This window comes from Novosphingobium sp. FW305-C-30-35 (genome assembly GCF_058783135.1).
Genome location: NZ_JBYSYJ010000005.1, coordinates 22,098 through 39,386 on the forward strand (window position 1 = coordinate 22,098; position 17,289 = coordinate 39,386).

Genomic DNA, 17,289 nt, shown 5'->3' on the forward strand with positions numbered 1-17,289 from the left:
ATGTGACATTATGCCTCCGCTTGTTCCGGTGCCGATAAGGTCCTCGGTGACGCTCATCGATCGGCATTGGTTCCGTTCGAGATGGATGTCGAATGAAGGTTGTGGCAATTGTCGCAGCAAATGGCGCGCGCAGTTCGATTCATTTTTTTGGGAAGGGACAATCCCAAAAAGCGCTTTTCTGCATTTCATGAGATGGCGCGGCGCTTGTCTGCTGAAGGCTACCTTGTCGAATTTTTCGAGTCCGTTCGTGCGCAGGCTAACATCGATCTCAACAGGCAGCTGGACCTCTTTTGGCCAGGTTTGTCCAACAAGATCGGTTCGGGACATCCGGCTCATCTCCGCATAATCAGGTTATGCGTGAAATCCCTACTGATGTTGCTGAGTCCGGAACGGATACTGCTCTTTCGAGGTGTTCTGTCAAAGGACGCCTTCAGGTTGGCTTTGGAGCTGGAGCGGTATCTCGATTCCGTTGCTGAGCATGTTGTTCTGATCGGCCACTCTGCGGGTGGAATTGCTGCAGCGAAGGCATCTGACCATTCGAAAGTAAAAGGCATCGTTTGTATGGGATACCCCTTTCGTCATCCCGATCGTCCACCCGAGCCCTACAGAACGAAGGTCTTGTCCAGAGTCTCCAAGCCCATGCTCATCGTGCAAGGGAGCCGGGACGAATACGGGTCGGACCCCGCCTCATTCGGGCAGTTCCTGCCTAAGGATTGCAAAGTGCTGATCGTTCCCTCCGGCCACGATTACAATGATTTATCAGAAGCGGACTTGGACAAGGTCCTTGCCAGCTTGAGGGCTATGGCAGGAATTTAGCAGACCTGCCGCCGTGCTCAGCGCGAAACTCGAACTGTAGGCAAAAAGAAACCCTGCCAGTTGTGCGACGCGGCAGGGTTCCAGGTCGGTGTGGTCACACCATTGTCCGCCCATTTACTCACCCAGGCAGGCGGACCTGATGCAGCATTCGCACAGATGGTTCAAGGCATTCCAGTAAACCCCGGCTCTACTCGCGCGCGAAGATGACCAGACAGAGTTGATCGCAAGCACCGTTGCACCGCCTTCGTTGTCAGCAAGGCTCTGACAACGCTCCCCCACTGATTTCCGCGCGCGCGCGGGGCACCTTTCGGCATCGGTCGAACTGGAGCCCCGCACGATGTCATATCCATCAGGTTACGAGTGGCTGGGTCTGCAAGGCCAGCTCCCCCGAACAATCATAGAAAGCCTCAAGCTGCTCGACGTTGCCGAGGTGGTGGGCAAAGGATCGAACGCGACCATCCTTGGCTGGCGCGACGAGCTCAAAGCAGCGGGCGTTAAGATCCAGGGCTATTCCGATGACGACATTCCCTGGTGCGGCCTGTTCGCCGCGATCGTGGCGCATCGCGCGGGCAAGCGGGTGCCGGAAAATCCCCTTTGGGCGCGCAACTGGACGAAGTTCGGCTCTCCGGTGGTGAAGGCCGCGCTGGGTGACGTGCTCGTGTTCGAGCGGCCTGGTGGCGGCGGACATGTCGGCTTTTACGTGGGCGAGGACAGGACCGCTTTCCACGTCCTGGGTGGCAATCAGGGCAACGCCGTGACGATCACGCGGATCCGCAAGGAGCGCTGCATCGCCGTGCGCCGCCCGGAATACACCGCACCGCCTGCCAGCGTGCGCCGGTTCGAGCTGGCAGCAGCAGGCGCGCTTTCGGGCAACGAGGCATGACCGGCGAGCGCTTCTACTGCGCGCTGGCCGTCGCACGCTGGCAGGCGGGGCCATTTTCGCCCTGATCGACCAACTGATGGAGGCGTTCTGGTGATCATCAATTTTCTGAAGGCGCGCGGGACTCTGCTCGCCCTGATCTTCATCGCGGGATGGGGCGCTGCCCTCAAGTTCGACAACCATCGCCTCACCGGGCAGCTTGCCCAGTGTCAGCAGGGCAAGGTGCTGATCGTGGCGGCGGTGAAGGAAGCCGACGCGCTGGCCGAGGCCGCGCGCGAAGACGAAGAGCGGCGCCATGCCGCGAATGCGCAAAGGAGCGAGGTTTCCCATGATCAGGATCTGGAACGCGCGGCTGCTGCTGCTCGCAGCTATCTTGCTGCCCATCGCATCGCCGCTGGCGGGGTGCGCGACCAAGCCGATGGAAGTGCGGGCCGCAAAGCCCCTGCCACCGCCGAAGGTGGAAGTGCCGGGGTTCCTGCAGAAGTGCCCGCCGATCCCCTCGTGGCTGTCTCAAGTCGTGATCTGCAGGCCTGCACCGCCGCCGTGACTTATGCCGTGGCGGCGCACAACTGGGCCGCAACGATTGATCCGCCGGAGACCGAACCGGCCAACTGACCCCGCCCATCGCCGGGATCCGCAGAGGAACGATTCGCGCTATTGCCGAATCGTTCCTTTTTCGTTCTCAAAGCCGGATGGGGCGGCGCAAACTCGACAAGATCACCGATTACGTCCGCGAGGAGTATAACCTGCGGGTGACGTGCCTTGGGTGCGGTCATGTCGCGGTGCTGTGCTCGCGCACGCTGATGGTGATGAGCCGCCCGAACAAGAGCGACAGGCTTGACGTGATCGAACAACAGCTCAAATGCCGGAATTGCGGGGCGCGCAATGCGGCGTTGCAGCCGACATCGCGGGATCCTGACCCAATCGTCTAAGGGTTCTCAATCCGGCCGACGAGTGCCCCGGATGAAATCGATGGTACCGCGGACGGCAAGATACTCGCGGCGTGCCCAGAGCGCGCCCAGGATCACCAGCGGAACCGACGGGAAGCCAAGAATGACGGCGAACATTATCATCCGGCCATGCTCATCAGAGGGGCATCACTTTTCGAGCAGCGCCAGCGCCCCATCGTTGATCAGCTCGATGTCCTCTGGGCCGAAGCCGAGCAGGCGGCGGCGGGGGTACCTGGTGCGGACGCTCTTGCCGTTGGGGGCGCGGCCGACGAAGTCTTCCTTGCCATAGTGGTGCGCGGCGGCGGTGTGGCCGACCATGCCCTCGAACCCGATGGAGCCTTCATCGGGTGTGACGCGCAGCTTCATCGAGCGGGCGAGCTTGATCTTGGGGAACATCTTTTTCGCGCGGCGCACGCGGCCCTTGCCCGAGGTGAGGCGCTTCCTCGGCTTGCGCGGTTCCATGGCGCTGCCATCGGGCTGGATGTTGGCGGCGATGCGTTTGGCGTTCTCGCGGCGAAGAGCCTCCATGGCCTTGCGCATCACGCGGCGGCGCTGGCCGGGGGCGAGGCGGTTGAGATAGGCCGCGAGGAAGGGTTCGAGCTCGGCGAGGTCTTCCGCCATTGATCAGTCGGCCTCTATCGGCGCGACTTTCACCGGTTCGCCATCGTTCGCGCGCGTCCAGATCGAGGTGATCGGGCCGGAGGCATCGCGCAGCGGCTCGGCATCGGGGAACAGCGGCACCTGTTCGGGCACGACCTGCAGCTGCCAGCCACCTTCGACCGCATAGGCGACGATGATCTCGCGCAAGGGCAAGGTCATCTTCACGTCGAAAGTCTTGTCGCCCATGATGTCGACTTCGAAGGGGAAGCCCGGCGCGTTTGGCTGGGTGATGTCAGGCTGCTGATCGCGCAACCAATCCACCACGACGAAGAACAGGCCCTCCGGCTCGCCGGTGAAATCCTCGTACACCACGTTGAGCTGGTATTCCCAGGCGAAGCCGCGCTGGCCGTTCTTGCTGGCGCGCGTGGTGCCCTGTTCGATCCACATCGCCAGCTTATCCGGATTACGGACCAATTCGGGATACATCGCGGTGATGGCGGCGCGGAGCAAGTCGGGCTTCTTCACGGCATCAATCCTTGCGTTCGTGGCGTAGCACTTCGATGTGCCAGGTGTGCCGCACCGCCTTGGCCAGCAGAGCAAGGGCCAGCAGGGCGAACAAGGCCGAGACAGTGAGCAGGCAGGCCATCACGCTTCTCCGTTTGGACCTGCAGGCGGCTGTTGCAGGCCGATTCTGCGCCGGAACAGGAAGGCCGCGCCATCGAGCAGCAGGGGAAAGCCGACGAAGCCCTGCGCGATCGAGAGCAGCACGGCGGCGACCGGGCTCAACTGCTGATAGCTGACCAGCACGACCGAGATGGTTGCAAAGGCGGGCAGGGCGGAAAGCTCGGCCAGGGCGATGTATTGCCGGCGTCGACGCCAGTGCAGTGCCAGCACCGGATCATCGGGCAGATCGGGCGATGCGCCATAGAGCTTGATGCCAAGGCGCGCGACGACGACGGTGGTGGCGGCGAACAGCGAGGCTGCCCACCAGAACAGGAATTCGCGCCAGTCTTCGAGGTTGCTGCCCATCTTCAGTCCCACAGGTTCACAGTTTCGAGGGTTTGCGATGCGGCCTGCGGGGGATCCGGCAGCGTCACGGCGGTGCCCTTGGCAATCACGGGGCCAAGTGCTGCGAGCAGGGGATTGAGTTCGAGCGCAGCCTCGACCACGCCGCCCGAGGTGGTGCCCAGCTCGCGCCAGCACATCGCGTCGAGCGTGTCGCCCTGCTGTGCGGTTACAGTTCGGGGCATGGTGCCCTTTCCCTGATGATCCGCCACGAGACGCTGTTGACGAAAGTGTAGCGAGGGCACCGCTCGACGAGGCCAAGGGCCTCCATTTTGATCAGTTCGCGGCGCATCTTGCTGGCAGACACGCGCAACCGGCGGGCAAGAATGTAGCCCGGCTCTGACGGATCGGAAAATGCGGCGAGGATCTGCGTATGGTCCATCAGATCAGCTCCACGGTGGTGCGCGGCACGGCGAGGATGTCGCGGATCGCGGCGGTGGCGAGCTTGCGATAGTCCTCGGCGGTGAGCAGCTGGGGCTCGGCGCGGGTCTGGCCGTCGGTAGTGGCGGAAAGATCGCGGTGCAGCTCGGCCAGCTCGGCAGCGGCGTGGAACCGCACCGCGCGGGTATAGAGTAGGGTCAGGCGATGTTCGCCGCCGGTCGTGCGATCAGGCTCGACATCGGCCAGGGTGCTTGCGCCTTCCGATTCCTTCGTCGCGCGCCACCAGGCCAGCTCACCTTCGACGGTGAGCAGCCCGCCCTCGATCGCGCCGACGAGGCGGGTGTGGGTGACCTGATCGGTGATGCGCAGCGCATCGCGCATCGCGTTGCAATCCACGTCGGGATACCAGCCATCGCCATCGACTTTCGAGTTGGCCGGAGACGTTGGCGAGGCTGGCAGCGCGACGAAGGTCATTTGCGGTTCCTAAAGGGTGGGGGGTGAGGTTACGGCCTTTGGTTCGCTTGCGCTGCCTCGGTCGCTTCCGCCCCCCGGCTCGGGTGGAGCAGCTCGGGATCAGGTGGCAGGTGGGCTTGCCGGTTCGGACGCGGCCTTCTTCAGTTCGCGGTCGAGGGCTTCGATCAGCTTCTTGACGCCAGCGCCCTTGTCGAGCGTCAGGGCGGACTGGAAGCAATCGCGGGCGTTCTTGAGCAGGCCAGATTTGCCACCGGCAACGGCATTGTCGGCGGTGGCGTCGAAGGCGTCGGCGGCGCGCTGGAAAGCGGTGCCGAGCGCCTTGTAGAGCTTGGCTTCGACCTGGTCGAACATGTCGCGGCCCAGCAGCAGCTCGTCGAACTTCTGCAGCGTCACGAGGTCGATCGAGGAAGCGGGGGCGAGACCGGCCTCTGCCACCTGTTCGGCGATCAGGGTTGCGGGCTGGCGCTTGTAGCGCTCGGGCAGGGCCAGGCCGTAGCGCAGGAAGTGTTCGGCAAGGCGAAAGGCCAGATCCCAATCAGCGATATCGAGCGACCAGATCAGCATGTTGCCGACGATCTCGTCCTGCGCAGGGGTCTCGGCCGCAAGCGCGCCTTCCACCCATGGCAGGTACTGGCCGATCATGCCGCGCTTCGCCTCGATCTTCTTGTCGGTCGACTGGATCTGGCGCAGGCGGTTCATGTCGATCTGCAGCGCGGCAAGGAGCTGCTGATACTCGCTGGCAACGGGGCCGCTGGTGGGCATGGCAGCGCCGCCCGAGGCAGGTGCTGCGCCACTGGCCATCTCGGCCAAGATGCGTTGGCGATTGCGAAGGGCGGGGGAGAACATGGCGGCGGCTCCTTGGATGGGTGGCCAAGCTATCCGGCGCTTGGCCGGCCAGTCAGGTTATGGAGCATTTCGCTCCCCGTGCTGGCCTCTGTCTGGGCTCTTGCGGCACCGCCCCGAATGGCAGGAACCGCCGTCAAAGCCTCCCGGTGGTATCTTCAAAAATGCCCCTCTGGTTGGCTGAACCCGATAGGGTCACCGGGCCAGAGGGGCAGTCGTCGCACCGGAGCTGGGTCGAAGGCTCCGGCAGGGTCTGGGCTCAGGGCTTACGGGGCGACGCGGGCAGGGGCAGCGCCGAGGACGATATTCTCGACCAGGGCGACTTCCTCGTAGTCCTCGACCACGTAGTCCATGTTGACGCTTTCGTAGTTGGCGATGCGATCGTATTCCGGCTCATCGGCCAGACGGCGGCGGCGCGTGCCCTCCTGGTTGTAGATCGAGAGGTTTGCGAGACGCGTGATCAGCAGCGCGTTTGCCGGGAAGTATGGCACCTGGATTGCCTGCAGGCCGCCCAGCGTCTTGGTCGAGCGCAGGATGCGATCCGTGGCTTCGACCTCGGTAGCCGTTGCGCCGGTTTCCTGCGCGATGTTGAAGTACTTGTCGTCAACCAGATCGCTGCCGACGATCACCACCAGATCAGTGCTGTTGCGGATGCGATCGGGCAGGAGGCGCTTGGCATCAAGCACGAGGGCATCGATCGAGCTGTAATCCGCCTCGGCGTGGGCCGAACCGCCGGTGGCGTTGTAGGCCGCGTTGGCATCGAAGAGCTCAACGCCAGCCTTGACGTAGATCTTCTTGAGCGCGGCGTTGTTGGTCCCGTCGGTCTTAACCGTCAGGTTGCCATCGTTGAAGACCTGCGCCGGGGCCTTCGTGCGGATCTTGTGCAACCAGCCTTCGGCCAAATCCTGCAGCAGCGGGTTGGCCACGATATCGGTGGTGGCAGCGCGGCTCGTGCCGTTCCAGCCTGCCATGATCAGATCGCGGCCCTGCTGGCGCAAGATGGTGAGGGCGAGCAGCTGCTCGAACTCGGGGCGGTGACGCCATGCATCGAGCTTGTCGTACCGGCGCGACCAGTCGAAGTTTGTCTGCAGACAGTTGTAGCTGTTCGTTTCGCCGTTGTCGGTCGGATCGGTGGGGTTGCGACGGGTGCCGCCCGAAGTATCGACACGGCCAGCAATGGGGCGCGTGGTTTCAAGGCCGAGAGTCTGGCCGGACTGCTGCGGCACATTCTCGATATTGATCAGCCCGAGGAATTCGATCGATTCCTTGAGCTTTTCTTCGAAGCGCTGCTCGACCGTGGGCGCGACCGAGAAGGTGACGGACGGGTTTGACACGCCGTTGAGCGAGGCGATGGTCGAGAGGTAGCTGGTGAACAGCAGCCGGGTTTTATCAAGCATCTTTGGGGTCCTTCAGCATTGGTGCGGGACGAAAGGGGAAGTGCGGGGCTGGCTGCGGATCAGAATTCGGCCTTGAGGCCGGTGGCGTTGCCGCCGGTGGCGAGAGTGCGCTGCGCGAAGCCCTGCGGGTTCGAGTCGGGGGTGAGCGCCGGGGTGGCTTCGAGCTTGTCCGTTACCGCCTTGACGTCAGCGGTCAGCTTTTCGATCGAAGACTTGGTGTTGGTCGAAACCTCAGTCACCGTCGTCGCCAGCTGGGTGAGGATTGCGCCGAAAGCTGCAAATGCCGTGCCGTCAAATTCCGGTGCGGATGGGGCAGGCGGCGTCTTGGGCTCCTCCTGCGATTGCTGCTGGGCGGCGTTGCCGCCGCGCATGCCATCGAAGAACGCTTTGATTGAACCAAGCACGCCTGTCGGATCGGGATTGGCAGCGGGCTCATCTGCGAGCTCGAGGGTGAACTCAGTGGCGGCGGTGAAGAGGTTGTCCTTGTCGAGCTTGCGCGAGGCAAGGGGGTTTTTGTCGCCCTGCGAGGCAGCGAACTGCAGCATCTCCGTGCCGAGGCTGGCCGGGCTGTCAGTGACGGCGAGACCAACCAGGTAAGCCTTGCCGCTGTTAGCGAAGTTCGGGCTGATCTCGATCGAAGAGTAAAGCTTCTGGCGCTTCTTGTTCATCGCGATCAGGGCATCAGTGACGTCCAGCTCGGCAAAGAGTGCCAGCTTCTTTTCCGTCTTGCCGGCGAGTTCCAGCTCGATCTCTTCGGCCTTGAGCGAGAGCACATCGCCATAGGCCTGGAACGGCGCGTCGGCGGTGATGCCACGGACATGCTCCATGTTGATGCGCGCAGCATAGGTCTGGCGATTGTAGGTTGCAGCTGCATCGACGATCCACTGCCGTTCGATCGTGCGGCCATCGGTGGTCTGGCCTTCGACAGCCACTCGGAAAAATCGCGTCTTCGCCATGGGTTCGGCTCCGGTTCTCGGTTGGTGCCGTTCCCCTGGCGGGTGGGAGCGGCTGATCTGACAGTCGCCAAAGGACAGTTGCCGGGGCCTCTTCGCAACGCGGGCGCGTTGTAAGCCGCGCAGTCACAACGCAGCGGGGGCGAAAGGCCGGGAACAAGCGCCATAGCTTGCCCGCCATGGAGCCACCTGATCACGACCAGGGCGACGAGGAACCGACCGGCGGGGGCGGTGACTCAAACGTCATCAAGTTTCCGGGTGAGCTGACCCGGCTGAAGGCGCGCGCGCTCTACTGGCGGCACTGGACCATGCAGCAGATCTCGGAAGAGCTGCAGGTGCCCTATTCCACCGTCGCAACATGGAAAACGCGGCACAAGTGGGACGACGCCCCGCCGATCGCGCGCGCGCAGGAAGGCACGCTCGAGCGCTACCTCGCCCTGATCGACAAGGACAAGAAGACCGGCGGCGATTACAAGGAGATCGACCTGCTCGGCCGTCAGCTCGAACGGCTCGCACGGATCGAGCGCTATCGCGAAGGCGGGAACGAGGCCGACCTCAATCCCAAGCGCAGCAATGGCGCGAAGGCCGCGAACGCGAAGAAGCAGGAGGTGAAGAACCTGATCACGCCCGAGATGGCGGCGAAGCTGCGCGCCGACATGGAGGGCCGGCTGCACGGGCGGCAGAAGGGCTGGCTGCTGACCAGCACCAATCTGCGCACGCGCATGATCCTGAAATCGCGGCAGATCGGCGCAACATGGTATTTCGCGCGCGAGCGGTTCCTCGTCGGCATGGAGACCGGCAAGAACCAGATCTTCATCTCGGCAAGCCGCGCCCAGGCGAACATCTTCCGCAACTACATCGTCCAGTGGGTGCAGAAGGTTTGCGGGGTGACCCTGAAGGGCGACCCGATCGTGGTGCAGCGCGGATCGGACGACGAGGATGCAGAACCGCTCGAACCGTTCGAGCTGCACTTCCTCGGCACCAATTACCGCACCGCGCAGGGCTATCACGGCGATGTCATCATCGACGAGTGCTTCTGGATCTACGGCTTCGAGGAGCTGTTCAAGGTCGCCTCGGCGATGGCGACCCAGAAGCAGTACACCATCACCCTGTTCTCGACGCCCAGCACGCTGGCGCACGAAGCCTATCCGATGTGGTGCGGCGATCGCTACAACCGCAAGCGCCCCAAGGCCGACCGGGTGCAGATCGACATCAGCCACGAGGCGCTGAGGGACGGCCAGCTTGGCCCCGATGGCATCTGGCGGCAGATCGTCACCATCTACGACGCGATCGACGGTGGTTTCGACCTGGTCGACCCCGAGCAGCTGCAGCAGCAGTATTCGCTCGAGGAATTCGACAACCTCTTCCGCTGCATCTTCCTCGATGACAGCCAGAGCATGTTCCCCTTCGCCATCATGCGCCGTTGCATGGTCGACAGCTGGGATGCCTGGGCGAAGGACTTCCAGCCCTATGCCTTGCGCCCCTACGCGGGCGAGGTCTGGCTCGGCTATGATCCCAACGCCAGCGAGAATGGCACCGGCGACGACGCCGCGCTGGTGGCAGTGGCCGCGCCCAAGACGATCGGGGCCAAGTTCCGGGTGCTCGAAAAGAAGCGCCTGAAGGGCCTCGACTTCGCCGCGCAGGCCGAGGCGGTGCGCGAGTTTTACGACAAGTACAACGTCACCAAGATCGGGATCGACATCACCGGCGCGGGCAAGGCCGTGCACCAGCTGGTGAGCAAGTGGTTCCCGATGGCCCACGCGATCACCTATTCGGTCGCGACCAAGACGCAGATGGTCCTGAAGGCCAAGAACGTCATCACCAGCAACCGCCTCGAGTTCGATGCCGGGTGGCTGGACATGATGCAGGCCTTCATGGCGATCCGGCCCGAGATCACCAAGGGCGGCACGCAGGTCACCTATGTGGCGAGCCGCGCGGGCGGAACGGGCCACGCCGATCTTGCCTGGGCCGTGATGCACGCCCTGGCCTTCGAACCCCTCGACATCACCGAGCCCGCAAGCGGCACCACCACAGTGGAGGTTTACGATAATGACTAAGCGCAACAGCAGGGCTCGGCGGATGGCGCGGAACCAACTTGCCGACGTCGGGAATTTGCCGGTCTCGGCCAGTGCGATCAATGCCGATGGTACCAAGTCGCCGGTCCAAGCCGATATCGCTTTCACCTTTGGCGATCCAGAAAGCGTGATCGACCGGCGCGAGATCTTCGACATGTTTGAAGTGGCGCACAATGGCCGCTGGTATGAGCCCCCGATCAGCCTGACCGGGCTTGGCCGCGCCTATCGCATGGCACCGCACCACCAGAGCGCGATCCTGCTCAAGCGCAACCTGCTGACCGCGAGCTTCGTGCCCTCGCGCTGGCTTTCCATGGCCGAGTTCGAGAAGTGGGCGCTCGACTTCCTCGTGATGGGGAATGGCTACATGGAGCGGGTGGACAACCTTGCAGGCAGGCCGCTGGCGCTACGCTGCTCTCCGGCGGCATGGACGAGGGTAGGGCTCAAGCCTGACCAGTTCTTCTGGCAACCGCGCCAGGGCGGCGCGTGGGTGGCCGATGCGGTTGAATATCGCGCTGGCTCAGTGTTCCACATGCTTGAGCCCGACCCCATGCAGGAGATCTACGGCATGCCGGAATATCTCTCGGCGTTGCAGTCCGGCCTGCTCAACGAGGCGGCGACGATCTTCCGGCGCCGCTACTACCTCAACGGCAGCCATGCTGGCTTCATCCTTTACCTCGCCGACGAGGGGATCACCAACGAGAGCGCCGACGCGATCCGCAAGGCGCTGCGCGGGGCGAAGGGAATGGGGAACTTCCGCAACCTGTTCATCCATTCGTCCAAGGGCAAGCCCGACGGGATCAAGCTGCTGCCGATCGCCGAGGTGGGATCGAAGGACGAGTTCCTCAACATCAAGAGCGTGACCGCCGAGGACCTGCTCGCCGCGCACCGCACGCCGCCCCAGCTGCTCGGCATCGTGCCCAAGAACACCGGTGGCTTCGGCAACGTCAACGACGCCGCGGCGGTGTTCTACGAGATGGAGATCATGCCAATCCAACGCCGCATGCTGGCGATGAACGATTGGCTTGGCGTGCCGGCGGTGGCGTTCGAGCGGCCCGCGATTGCGCTGCAGGTTGGGCAGGCTGGGGGCGCAGCGACGGCGCGCGCGTGATGAGCAAAGAATTCCTCGTCGGTAGGCGGGGGCAGGGCCGTTGGCGCGGTCCTAACCGGCGGACTGGACTCCGCCACGAACCGAACGGTCCGGACGCGTCTTGCGGCCGAATCGATCCGTCCCGCCTCTCGGCCGAGAATGGAACGGATAGAGAACATAGAAGCGGAGTCCAGTCCCATGTTGAAAGAGTTTGATGACCTGTTGCCGGTTGATCCGGTCAAGCCGCTCGCCCCCTACATCGGCGGCAAGCGCAATCTAGCCAAGCGCCTGGTGCAGCGGATCAACGCCGTGCCGCATGATACCTATGCCGAGGTGTTCGTCGGCATGGGCGGAGTATTCCTGCGCCGGGATCGCAAGCCGAAGGGCGAGGTGATCAACGACTGGTCGGAGGACGTGGCGACGTTCTTCCGCGTGGTGCAGCACCACTATGTGCCGTTTCTCGACATGCTGCGCTTCCAGATCACGAGCCGTGCCGGGTTCGAGAAGCTGCTGGCGATGGAGCCCGGTTCGTTGACGGACCTGCAACGTTCAGCGCGGTTCCTATATCTGCAGCGCCTTGCGTTTGGTGGGAAGGTCAACGGGCGGGGGTTCGGCGTAGTTCTGGGCAGCGGCGGGCGCTTCGACGTGACCAAGATCGGGCCGATGATCGAGGCGGTGCACGAACGGCTTGCGGGCGTCATCGTGGAGCGGCTGCCCTGGTCGGACTTTATCACCCGGTACGACCGACCGGCCACGTTGTTCTACCTCGACCCGCCATACTACGGCTGCGAGACCGACTATGGCCGGGACATGTTCCGGCGCGAGGAGTTCGAGGCCATGGCCGAGCAGCTGCGCGGCATCCGTGGCCGGTTCATCCTCTCGCTCAACGATCATCCCGAGGTCCGCCGGATCTTCGACGGCTTCACGATCGAGGGCGAGCAGGTGACCTATTCCGTTGGCGGAGGCACGAATGCAAAGGCGTTCGGCGAGGTGATCATCTCAAACTAGACGTGCAGCTACGCCAAGAGTTGCATCAGCGTTCGCACACCGATTATGGATCAACCGCGCGCATTAACCCGCCCGGGCATCAACCCGGAATCGTTTCGGACGTCGGGTTAGGGCGTGCACTCTGGACCATTCAGTTTCATGGCCGGGCATAGCTTTCGGTGACCGCAATCTGGCGCCTTAGTTAAGCTGCTTCGTCATCCGCACCGTCATCCATAGCGGCCTTGCGCCACTCGATGTCCAAGCTGATATCCATCGGAAGCTCGATTTTTTCACCTTCCGGTCGGGTCGAATTCCAATGATCAAGGTCCAGCGACAGTTGCACGCCGTCGTCGACCATTTGTTCACGGCGCATGACCGCCGACTTGCGCATGTTCGACGGCGTTGTCTCGGGATCATCAATATCAATCCAGAAGAAAGCGCCTTGGCCCGCTGACGTGGGAACAGCATGGTACGCGCGGTAAGGGCGGCCACTCGCTCTATCTTTGCGAACCTCCTGTCGAGCAGCGTCACGGAATTGTGCAGCTAGCATGTCCACTGGATCTTTCGGTACAGGCATAGGCCAGCCCTTGCGCATCGCGAACAAAGCCACATCACGCATGTCGATCTCAGCTTTTCCCGTTTCCTCCCGATAGAGGCGGATAAGCTTCTGCATATCTTGAGCTTTTGACATTTCCCGTCCTTATTCGCCGACTGGCGCAATGTTTCCAAAACCGTCGACGTAGGCCGTCGGCAATACATAAGACCGAATTTTCACTTGATGCTGCCGGAAGCGTTCATATCTTCCGGTGATATGCTGCAACTGACCTGCGACAATGCCAGGATGAACGCCCTGACTGCGTGCAAAACCAATCATATCGCGTTCTGAGAACAGCGGAGCCTTCCGCTCAACGAAGGCCCGCATTTGCGACTTCGGAACACCAAAATTGGCTGCAGCTTCGTTGGCGAGCCGTTCTTCTTCCGGAATGTCAGAGCCAGTTCCCGCGCGCGCACCATCCAATTCGGCATCGAGCGTCATGGCGGACTTGCCATGGCCGAGACGCACGTGCTCCAACTCGTGGCGGAGCACGAACCAAAAGTTATCATTCCGGTCGTGACGCAGTGTCATGCCGACAACCGGCGAGTGATCGTTCAACCAAAAGCAAACGCCGTCGATTTTTGCAGTCGGCAGGGTTTCGACGACTACGTACCGGATTCCTGCCATCGCAAGGATTTTGGGGACTTTCCGGACGTTCTCAGCAGAAACCATAAGAGACCGAAGTTCGCGCAACGCTCCATCAAGTGCCTCCGGCGAATAGCGCGGGACAAGCATCTCTGATGCCATCGCACGAACCCGATATAGCCAAGCTAGCTGCGCGGGTGTTGCATCGACATTCACCTGCGTCTTCTTCGCAGCGTGGGGCAAAATCTCAATATCGCTGACTTGCGATACGCCGAAGAACGCAGTCAATGCTTCTTCGACCTCGGGAACGTTCCGAGGGTTTGCTGCCCCGAGCCACCCGCGCTTTGCCATTTCTGCAATTGGCAGACCGCCAAACAAATGAGCACGAGTAGAACGGGCTGGATCCGGACGAGCAGAAGCTTTCGCCAAAGCGAGATCATATTCCTTCTGCAAATTCAAGAATTCCGAGGCAGGAACGCCAAAAACCTCTTCGAGAAGCAGGGCGGTCTCCGCATCGAGGGACTGTTTACCCAGTACGATCTTATTGATCGTGGCATCGCCCTTGCCAATGACCATCGCGAGAGTACGCTGGCTCCAACCTCGCTGAGCGAGAAGCCACTCGATGTACTGTCCAGGTGTTTTGAACTCCGGCATTGCATTGATCCCCTACCACGACTCTGGCTGTGTTCCTATAGCCAAATTTCGAAATAGAGCTATTTAGAAATTTGGGGGCCGGGAACACCCATTCACACTTGCGATAACAGCCACGGCGGCATGCCTCATTCATGCAGTGGCAGGCTAAGCTTAACCGTGTAAGCGCTTTGCGTCACCAATCTGACCTGACACACTTAGGCGTGGCTAACGCAGACGCCCGCGGCAGCGCCGAGCGCGAGGAGCAGTGGCATGGGGCCGGTCTAATTGAATTGCCATGCGTTGCCACGGGAATAGGCATGTGCAGGGAGAGGCGCGCGGACTTCGTCAGTCTCTCGGCATGCGCAAAGGCTAGTCGGCCCCACCCCGCGCCCGCTGACGCCCAGATGCTCCTCCACTGGGAAGGCTCACCACTAGCCCCCGCGCGCCGCGCTTGCCCCCACGCCCCGCCTGCTCGCTTTTCGGGTTGAAATTACGCATGGGAAGGGACCGCTACGCGGGTTTATTCACATTGAGATGTGGGGTTTGATCGGGATCGACGGTGCAGTTGCCGATTAACGCAGAATTCCGATCATTACGCACCTCTCCGATAGAGTGAGGGTGCAGTTAGGCACAGTTCTTGCGCCCTCGGCCCCTGCCGAGCCCCCGGAGCGGCCATAGCCGCTCCGTACACGGGTGCGGCCCGTGCTCCGCCTTTGGCGGATACTGCGGTGAAGGTGGGGTGACGTGATCAAATTACGTGTGGCGAAGCCACTCCTTTCCATAGGGGATATATCCCCTCCCGGTTTCTCAAGCCCTCGAAGATTCGCGCTCCTGGTCCAACAGACGCGCGATGCGGGCAAGCGTTTCTCCCGCGAGGTTGTCGCCTGTCCACGTGTCGCGGACCAGTTCCTGCGCGCTGAGGCCATCCAGCATAGACTTCCACTCAGCCGCCTGCGCTTCCTTGCGCCAGCGCGCATCGTCGGGGATCGGTGCCTTGCCCAGGAGATGCTTGATGAGCCCCTCGATCGACTTCGGGATGAGCAGAGCATAGGCGTTGGTGATCTGTTCGACCTGCGGCCCTGCTTCACCCTTGCGCTCTGTCGGCCTGCTGCGCCGGACCCAGTGCAGGAAACCTGCAGCCCGGAGTCGGCGCAGGGCCGCGTGTACCGCCGCATAGGAATGACCCACCGCGTCGGCAATCGTGGCAATTGCCGGTTCCAGTTCGCCAGTCTTGAAGTCGACGAACCGGGTATAGAGCACCTCGAGTACGTCCAGTCCGATTTGCCCGAGCACTCCGTTGCGACATCCGGGGTGGGCGCGCTGACGTTCGCGCCTGGTCCTCCGTTCGAGCTCCCTCGCGCTCTTTAGAATGGCGCCGATGCGACGGCGGGCACCGCGCTTGGTGCCGTCGGCGATCGGACGCCAGATGCGCTTTTCGATCTGGCCTTCGGTGTAGCTGTTGCGCCAGACGGGCTGTCCGGACCGGAAGGCTTTTTGCGGCTTAGCGCTGGCGACGATTTCGCCGATCGAGCGGGCGCTCATGCTGCACCTCGCACTGCGGCGCGGTCACGTCCGGCATGATGGCTCCCGGTGGTGGGAAGCCATCCAGCAGTAGATCGGCCCACTCCTGCGCCAACTCGCGCCGGCGCGGCATGTAGAGGTAGCGATTGTAGATGATCTCGACGCCTTCCTGCACATGTGCCAGCATCAGATCGATGATCTCGCGATCGTCCTTTCGATCGGCCAAGGCGGCACGCTCGTTCATCACGGTGGAGAACGTTGCCCGCCAACCGTGAGGCACGTGCTTCCCGGTGAAGCCCACTTCCCGATAGTGCTTCGAGACGGTCGACGGCGATATCGGCTTGTCGGCCTTCGTCATGCCGGGAAACAGCCAGGTCTTGCTGTGGCTCAGCAGCATGGCGACTTTCACCACCGCTACGGCCTGTTTCGAAAGCGGCACAATGAATTCGTACGTCGCGTCCTTCTTCTGGCTGCGCGTGAGCTTCATCTTGTCGGCCGGAATGCGCCATATTGGCTCCGGGCCATCCAGCCCCTCGAACTCGGAGCGCGCTGCCATCCAGACCACGCCGGGGCGCGCCGCCGTCAACGCCAGCAGGCGCGAGGCCAAGCGAACGCCCCAGTAGACGCCCGACGTCGCCTCGGAGTTGCGCAGAACGCGTTGCGCGTTGAGCACGGTCAGCATTGCAGGCCGAAGTTCCGGCTCGCGCGGCTTCAACGCCTTCTTGATCAGCGCTGCCGGGTCCGTTTCCGCCAGCCCGCTCGAAATCGCCCAGACGAACACATCCGAGATGTGAATACGAACGCGGTGCGCCATTTCCAGCGCGCCGGTCTTTTCGATCTTCCGTATGGCATCCAGCACCATGGGCGCGGAGACCTTCTTGATCGGGATCGCGCCGAACTCCTTGAATACGTGCCGCTCGAATCGTTCCAGGATCTGCCGAGCATAGCGAGGCGCACGATTGGACGTGGTTTCGCGGTGCCACTCGCGTGCCACCAGCTCGAAGCTGTCGAGAGCCTCCGCCCGCTTGGTGACCTTCTCCTGATGGCGCACCACCGAAGGGTCCTGCCCGTCGTCCACCAGCGCTTGAAGTTCGTTCCGCGCCTTCCTGGCTGCCGCGAGCGATAACTCGGGATAGGTGCCCAGCACGATCTGCTTTTGCTTTCCGGCAAACCGATAGCGGAAGCGCCAGGACTTCGTCCCACCCGGCAGCGCGTGTAGGTAGAGGTTCCCGCCGTCCGCCAAGCGCTGCTCTGGCGAAGTCGACTTCAGGTTCTTGCAGGCCTTGTCGGTCAGCTTCATTCGATACCACCAGCGGTGCCATCAAAGTGATGGCACAGGGCTGATAACGAGTGGCAAAGGATGGGAAAAGAGGGAGGCTGAAATTCAGCGTTTCCGGGCACTTTTGCCAATGTGTGGCAATGGCTGGGAAAGTAAAGTGGCTCCCTG

Annotated in this window: 21 protein-coding genes; 7 read left to right on the plus strand and 14 right to left on the minus strand. The window is 62.4% G+C overall.

Annotated features, from left to right (window positions below; genetic code table 11):
* The first annotated feature begins 120 nt into the window (after window positions 1-120).
* The 4 genes from AC3WLM_RS21930 to AC3WLM_RS21945 all read left to right on the plus strand — a co-directional run bounded on the left by AC3WLM_RS21930 (window position 121) and on the right by AC3WLM_RS21945 (window position 2,628).
* A complete protein-coding gene (locus tag AC3WLM_RS21930; RefSeq protein ID WP_492478767.1) occupies window positions 121-816 on the plus strand; it encodes an alpha/beta family hydrolase in 696 nt (231 codons plus the stop codon).
* Between the two features lie 337 nt (window positions 817-1,153).
* The gene (locus tag AC3WLM_RS21935) at window positions 1,154-1,699 is read left to right on the plus strand and encodes a TIGR02594 family protein (protein WP_492476164.1); all 546 of its coding nucleotides are present in this window, start codon (window positions 1,154-1,156) and stop codon (window positions 1,697-1,699) included.
* Between the two features lie 90 nt (window positions 1,700-1,789).
* Window positions 1,790-2,311: a hypothetical protein gene (locus AC3WLM_RS21940; RefSeq protein ID WP_492476165.1), complete on the plus strand. Its 522-nt coding sequence runs from the start codon at window positions 1,790-1,792 to the stop codon at window positions 2,309-2,311.
* 77 nt (window positions 2,312-2,388) lie between these two features.
* Window positions 2,389-2,628 (plus strand): hypothetical protein, encoded by a 240-nt coding sequence (locus tag AC3WLM_RS21945; protein ID WP_492476166.1) that lies wholly within the window; start codon window positions 2,389-2,391, stop codon window positions 2,626-2,628.
* A 6-nt stretch (window positions 2,629-2,634) separates the two neighbouring features.
* Here the strand turns inward: AC3WLM_RS21945 and AC3WLM_RS21950 are convergent, their stop codons facing one another.
* The 10 genes from AC3WLM_RS21950 to AC3WLM_RS21995 all read right to left on the minus strand — a co-directional run bounded on the left by AC3WLM_RS21950 (window position 2,635) and on the right by AC3WLM_RS21995 (window position 8,362).
* Entirely contained in the window at window positions 2,635-2,769 is a 135-nt protein-coding gene (locus tag AC3WLM_RS21950) for a hypothetical protein (protein ID WP_492476167.1), read from the minus strand.
* A gap of 24 nt (window positions 2,770-2,793) precedes the next feature.
* The gene (locus tag AC3WLM_RS21955) at window positions 2,794-3,267 is read right to left on the minus strand and encodes a phage virion morphogenesis protein (protein ID WP_492476168.1); all 474 of its coding nucleotides are present in this window, start codon (window positions 3,265-3,267) and stop codon (window positions 2,794-2,796) included.
* 3 nt (window positions 3,268-3,270) lie between these two features.
* The gene (locus AC3WLM_RS21960) at window positions 3,271-3,771 is read right to left on the minus strand and encodes a phage tail protein (protein WP_492476169.1); all 501 of its coding nucleotides are present in this window, start codon (window positions 3,769-3,771) and stop codon (window positions 3,271-3,273) included.
* A gap of 120 nt (window positions 3,772-3,891) precedes the next feature.
* A complete protein-coding gene (locus AC3WLM_RS21965; protein ID WP_492476170.1) occupies window positions 3,892-4,275 on the minus strand; it encodes a hypothetical protein in 384 nt (127 codons plus the stop codon).
* A 2-nt stretch (window positions 4,276-4,277) separates the two neighbouring features.
* Window positions 4,278-4,496, minus strand: coding sequence for a tail protein X (locus AC3WLM_RS21970; RefSeq protein WP_492476171.1), 219 nt, complete (start codon window positions 4,494-4,496; stop codon window positions 4,278-4,280).
* Window positions 4,481-4,693 (minus strand): hypothetical protein, encoded by a 213-nt coding sequence (locus AC3WLM_RS21975; protein WP_492476172.1) that lies wholly within the window; start codon window positions 4,691-4,693, stop codon window positions 4,481-4,483. The genes AC3WLM_RS21970 and AC3WLM_RS21975 overlap by 16 nt, the downstream gene beginning before the upstream one ends.
* The gene (locus AC3WLM_RS21980; RefSeq protein WP_492476173.1) at window positions 4,693-5,166 is read right to left on the minus strand and encodes a head completion/stabilization protein; all 474 of its coding nucleotides are present in this window, start codon (window positions 5,164-5,166) and stop codon (window positions 4,693-4,695) included. The genes AC3WLM_RS21975 and AC3WLM_RS21980 overlap by 1 nt, the downstream gene beginning before the upstream one ends.
* A 99-nt stretch (window positions 5,167-5,265) precedes the next feature.
* Window positions 5,266-6,012, minus strand: a complete 747-nt coding sequence (gpM, locus tag AC3WLM_RS21985) for a phage terminase small subunit (RefSeq protein WP_492476174.1) — start codon at window positions 6,010-6,012, stop codon at window positions 5,266-5,268.
* 263 nt (window positions 6,013-6,275) lie between these two features.
* Window positions 6,276-7,406: a phage major capsid protein, P2 family gene (locus tag AC3WLM_RS21990; RefSeq protein ID WP_492476175.1), complete on the minus strand. Its 1,131-nt coding sequence runs from the start codon at window positions 7,404-7,406 to the stop codon at window positions 6,276-6,278.
* Between the two features lie 59 nt (window positions 7,407-7,465).
* Window positions 7,466-8,362 carry a GPO family capsid scaffolding protein gene (locus tag AC3WLM_RS21995; RefSeq protein WP_492476176.1) on the minus strand — a complete coding sequence of 299 codons (897 nt, stop codon included), beginning with the start codon at window positions 8,360-8,362 and terminating at the stop codon, window positions 7,466-7,468.
* A gap of 176 nt (window positions 8,363-8,538) precedes the next feature.
* Here AC3WLM_RS21995 and AC3WLM_RS22000 point away from each other — a divergent pair, with 176 nt between their 5' ends.
* The 3 genes from AC3WLM_RS22000 to AC3WLM_RS22010 all read left to right on the plus strand — a co-directional run bounded on the left by AC3WLM_RS22000 (window position 8,539) and on the right by AC3WLM_RS22010 (window position 12,529).
* Complete coding sequence (locus AC3WLM_RS22000) at window positions 8,539-10,416, plus strand: terminase large subunit domain-containing protein (protein WP_492476177.1); 1,878 nt, start codon at window positions 8,539-8,541, stop codon at window positions 10,414-10,416.
* A 22-nt stretch (window positions 10,417-10,438) separates the two neighbouring features.
* A complete protein-coding gene (locus tag AC3WLM_RS22005; protein WP_492476178.1) occupies window positions 10,439-11,542 on the plus strand; it encodes a phage portal protein in 1,104 nt (367 codons plus the stop codon).
* A 177-nt stretch (window positions 11,543-11,719) separates the two neighbouring features.
* On the plus strand, window positions 11,720-12,529 hold the full coding sequence (locus tag AC3WLM_RS22010) for a DNA adenine methylase (protein WP_492476179.1): 810 nt from the start codon (window positions 11,720-11,722) through the stop codon (window positions 12,527-12,529).
* A 181-nt stretch (window positions 12,530-12,710) separates the two neighbouring features.
* Here AC3WLM_RS22010 and AC3WLM_RS22015 read toward each other — a convergent pair whose 3' ends face one another.
* The 4 genes from AC3WLM_RS22015 to AC3WLM_RS22030 all read right to left on the minus strand — a co-directional run bounded on the left by AC3WLM_RS22015 (window position 12,711) and on the right by AC3WLM_RS22030 (window position 17,142).
* Window positions 12,711-13,199, minus strand: coding sequence for a hypothetical protein (locus AC3WLM_RS22015; RefSeq protein ID WP_492476180.1), 489 nt, complete (start codon window positions 13,197-13,199; stop codon window positions 12,711-12,713).
* Window positions 13,200-13,208: 9 nt separating this feature from the next.
* A complete protein-coding gene (locus AC3WLM_RS22020; RefSeq protein WP_492476181.1) occupies window positions 13,209-14,342 on the minus strand; it encodes a helix-turn-helix domain-containing protein in 1,134 nt (377 codons plus the stop codon).
* 786 nt (window positions 14,343-15,128) lie between these two features.
* Window positions 15,129-15,863: a replication protein A gene (locus tag AC3WLM_RS22025; protein ID WP_492476182.1), complete on the minus strand. Its 735-nt coding sequence runs from the start codon at window positions 15,861-15,863 to the stop codon at window positions 15,129-15,131.
* The gene (locus AC3WLM_RS22030) at window positions 15,823-17,142 is read right to left on the minus strand and encodes a tyrosine-type recombinase/integrase (protein WP_492476183.1); all 1,320 of its coding nucleotides are present in this window, start codon (window positions 17,140-17,142) and stop codon (window positions 15,823-15,825) included. The genes AC3WLM_RS22025 and AC3WLM_RS22030 overlap by 41 nt, the downstream gene beginning before the upstream one ends.
* Window positions 17,143-17,289: the final 147 nt, after the last annotated feature.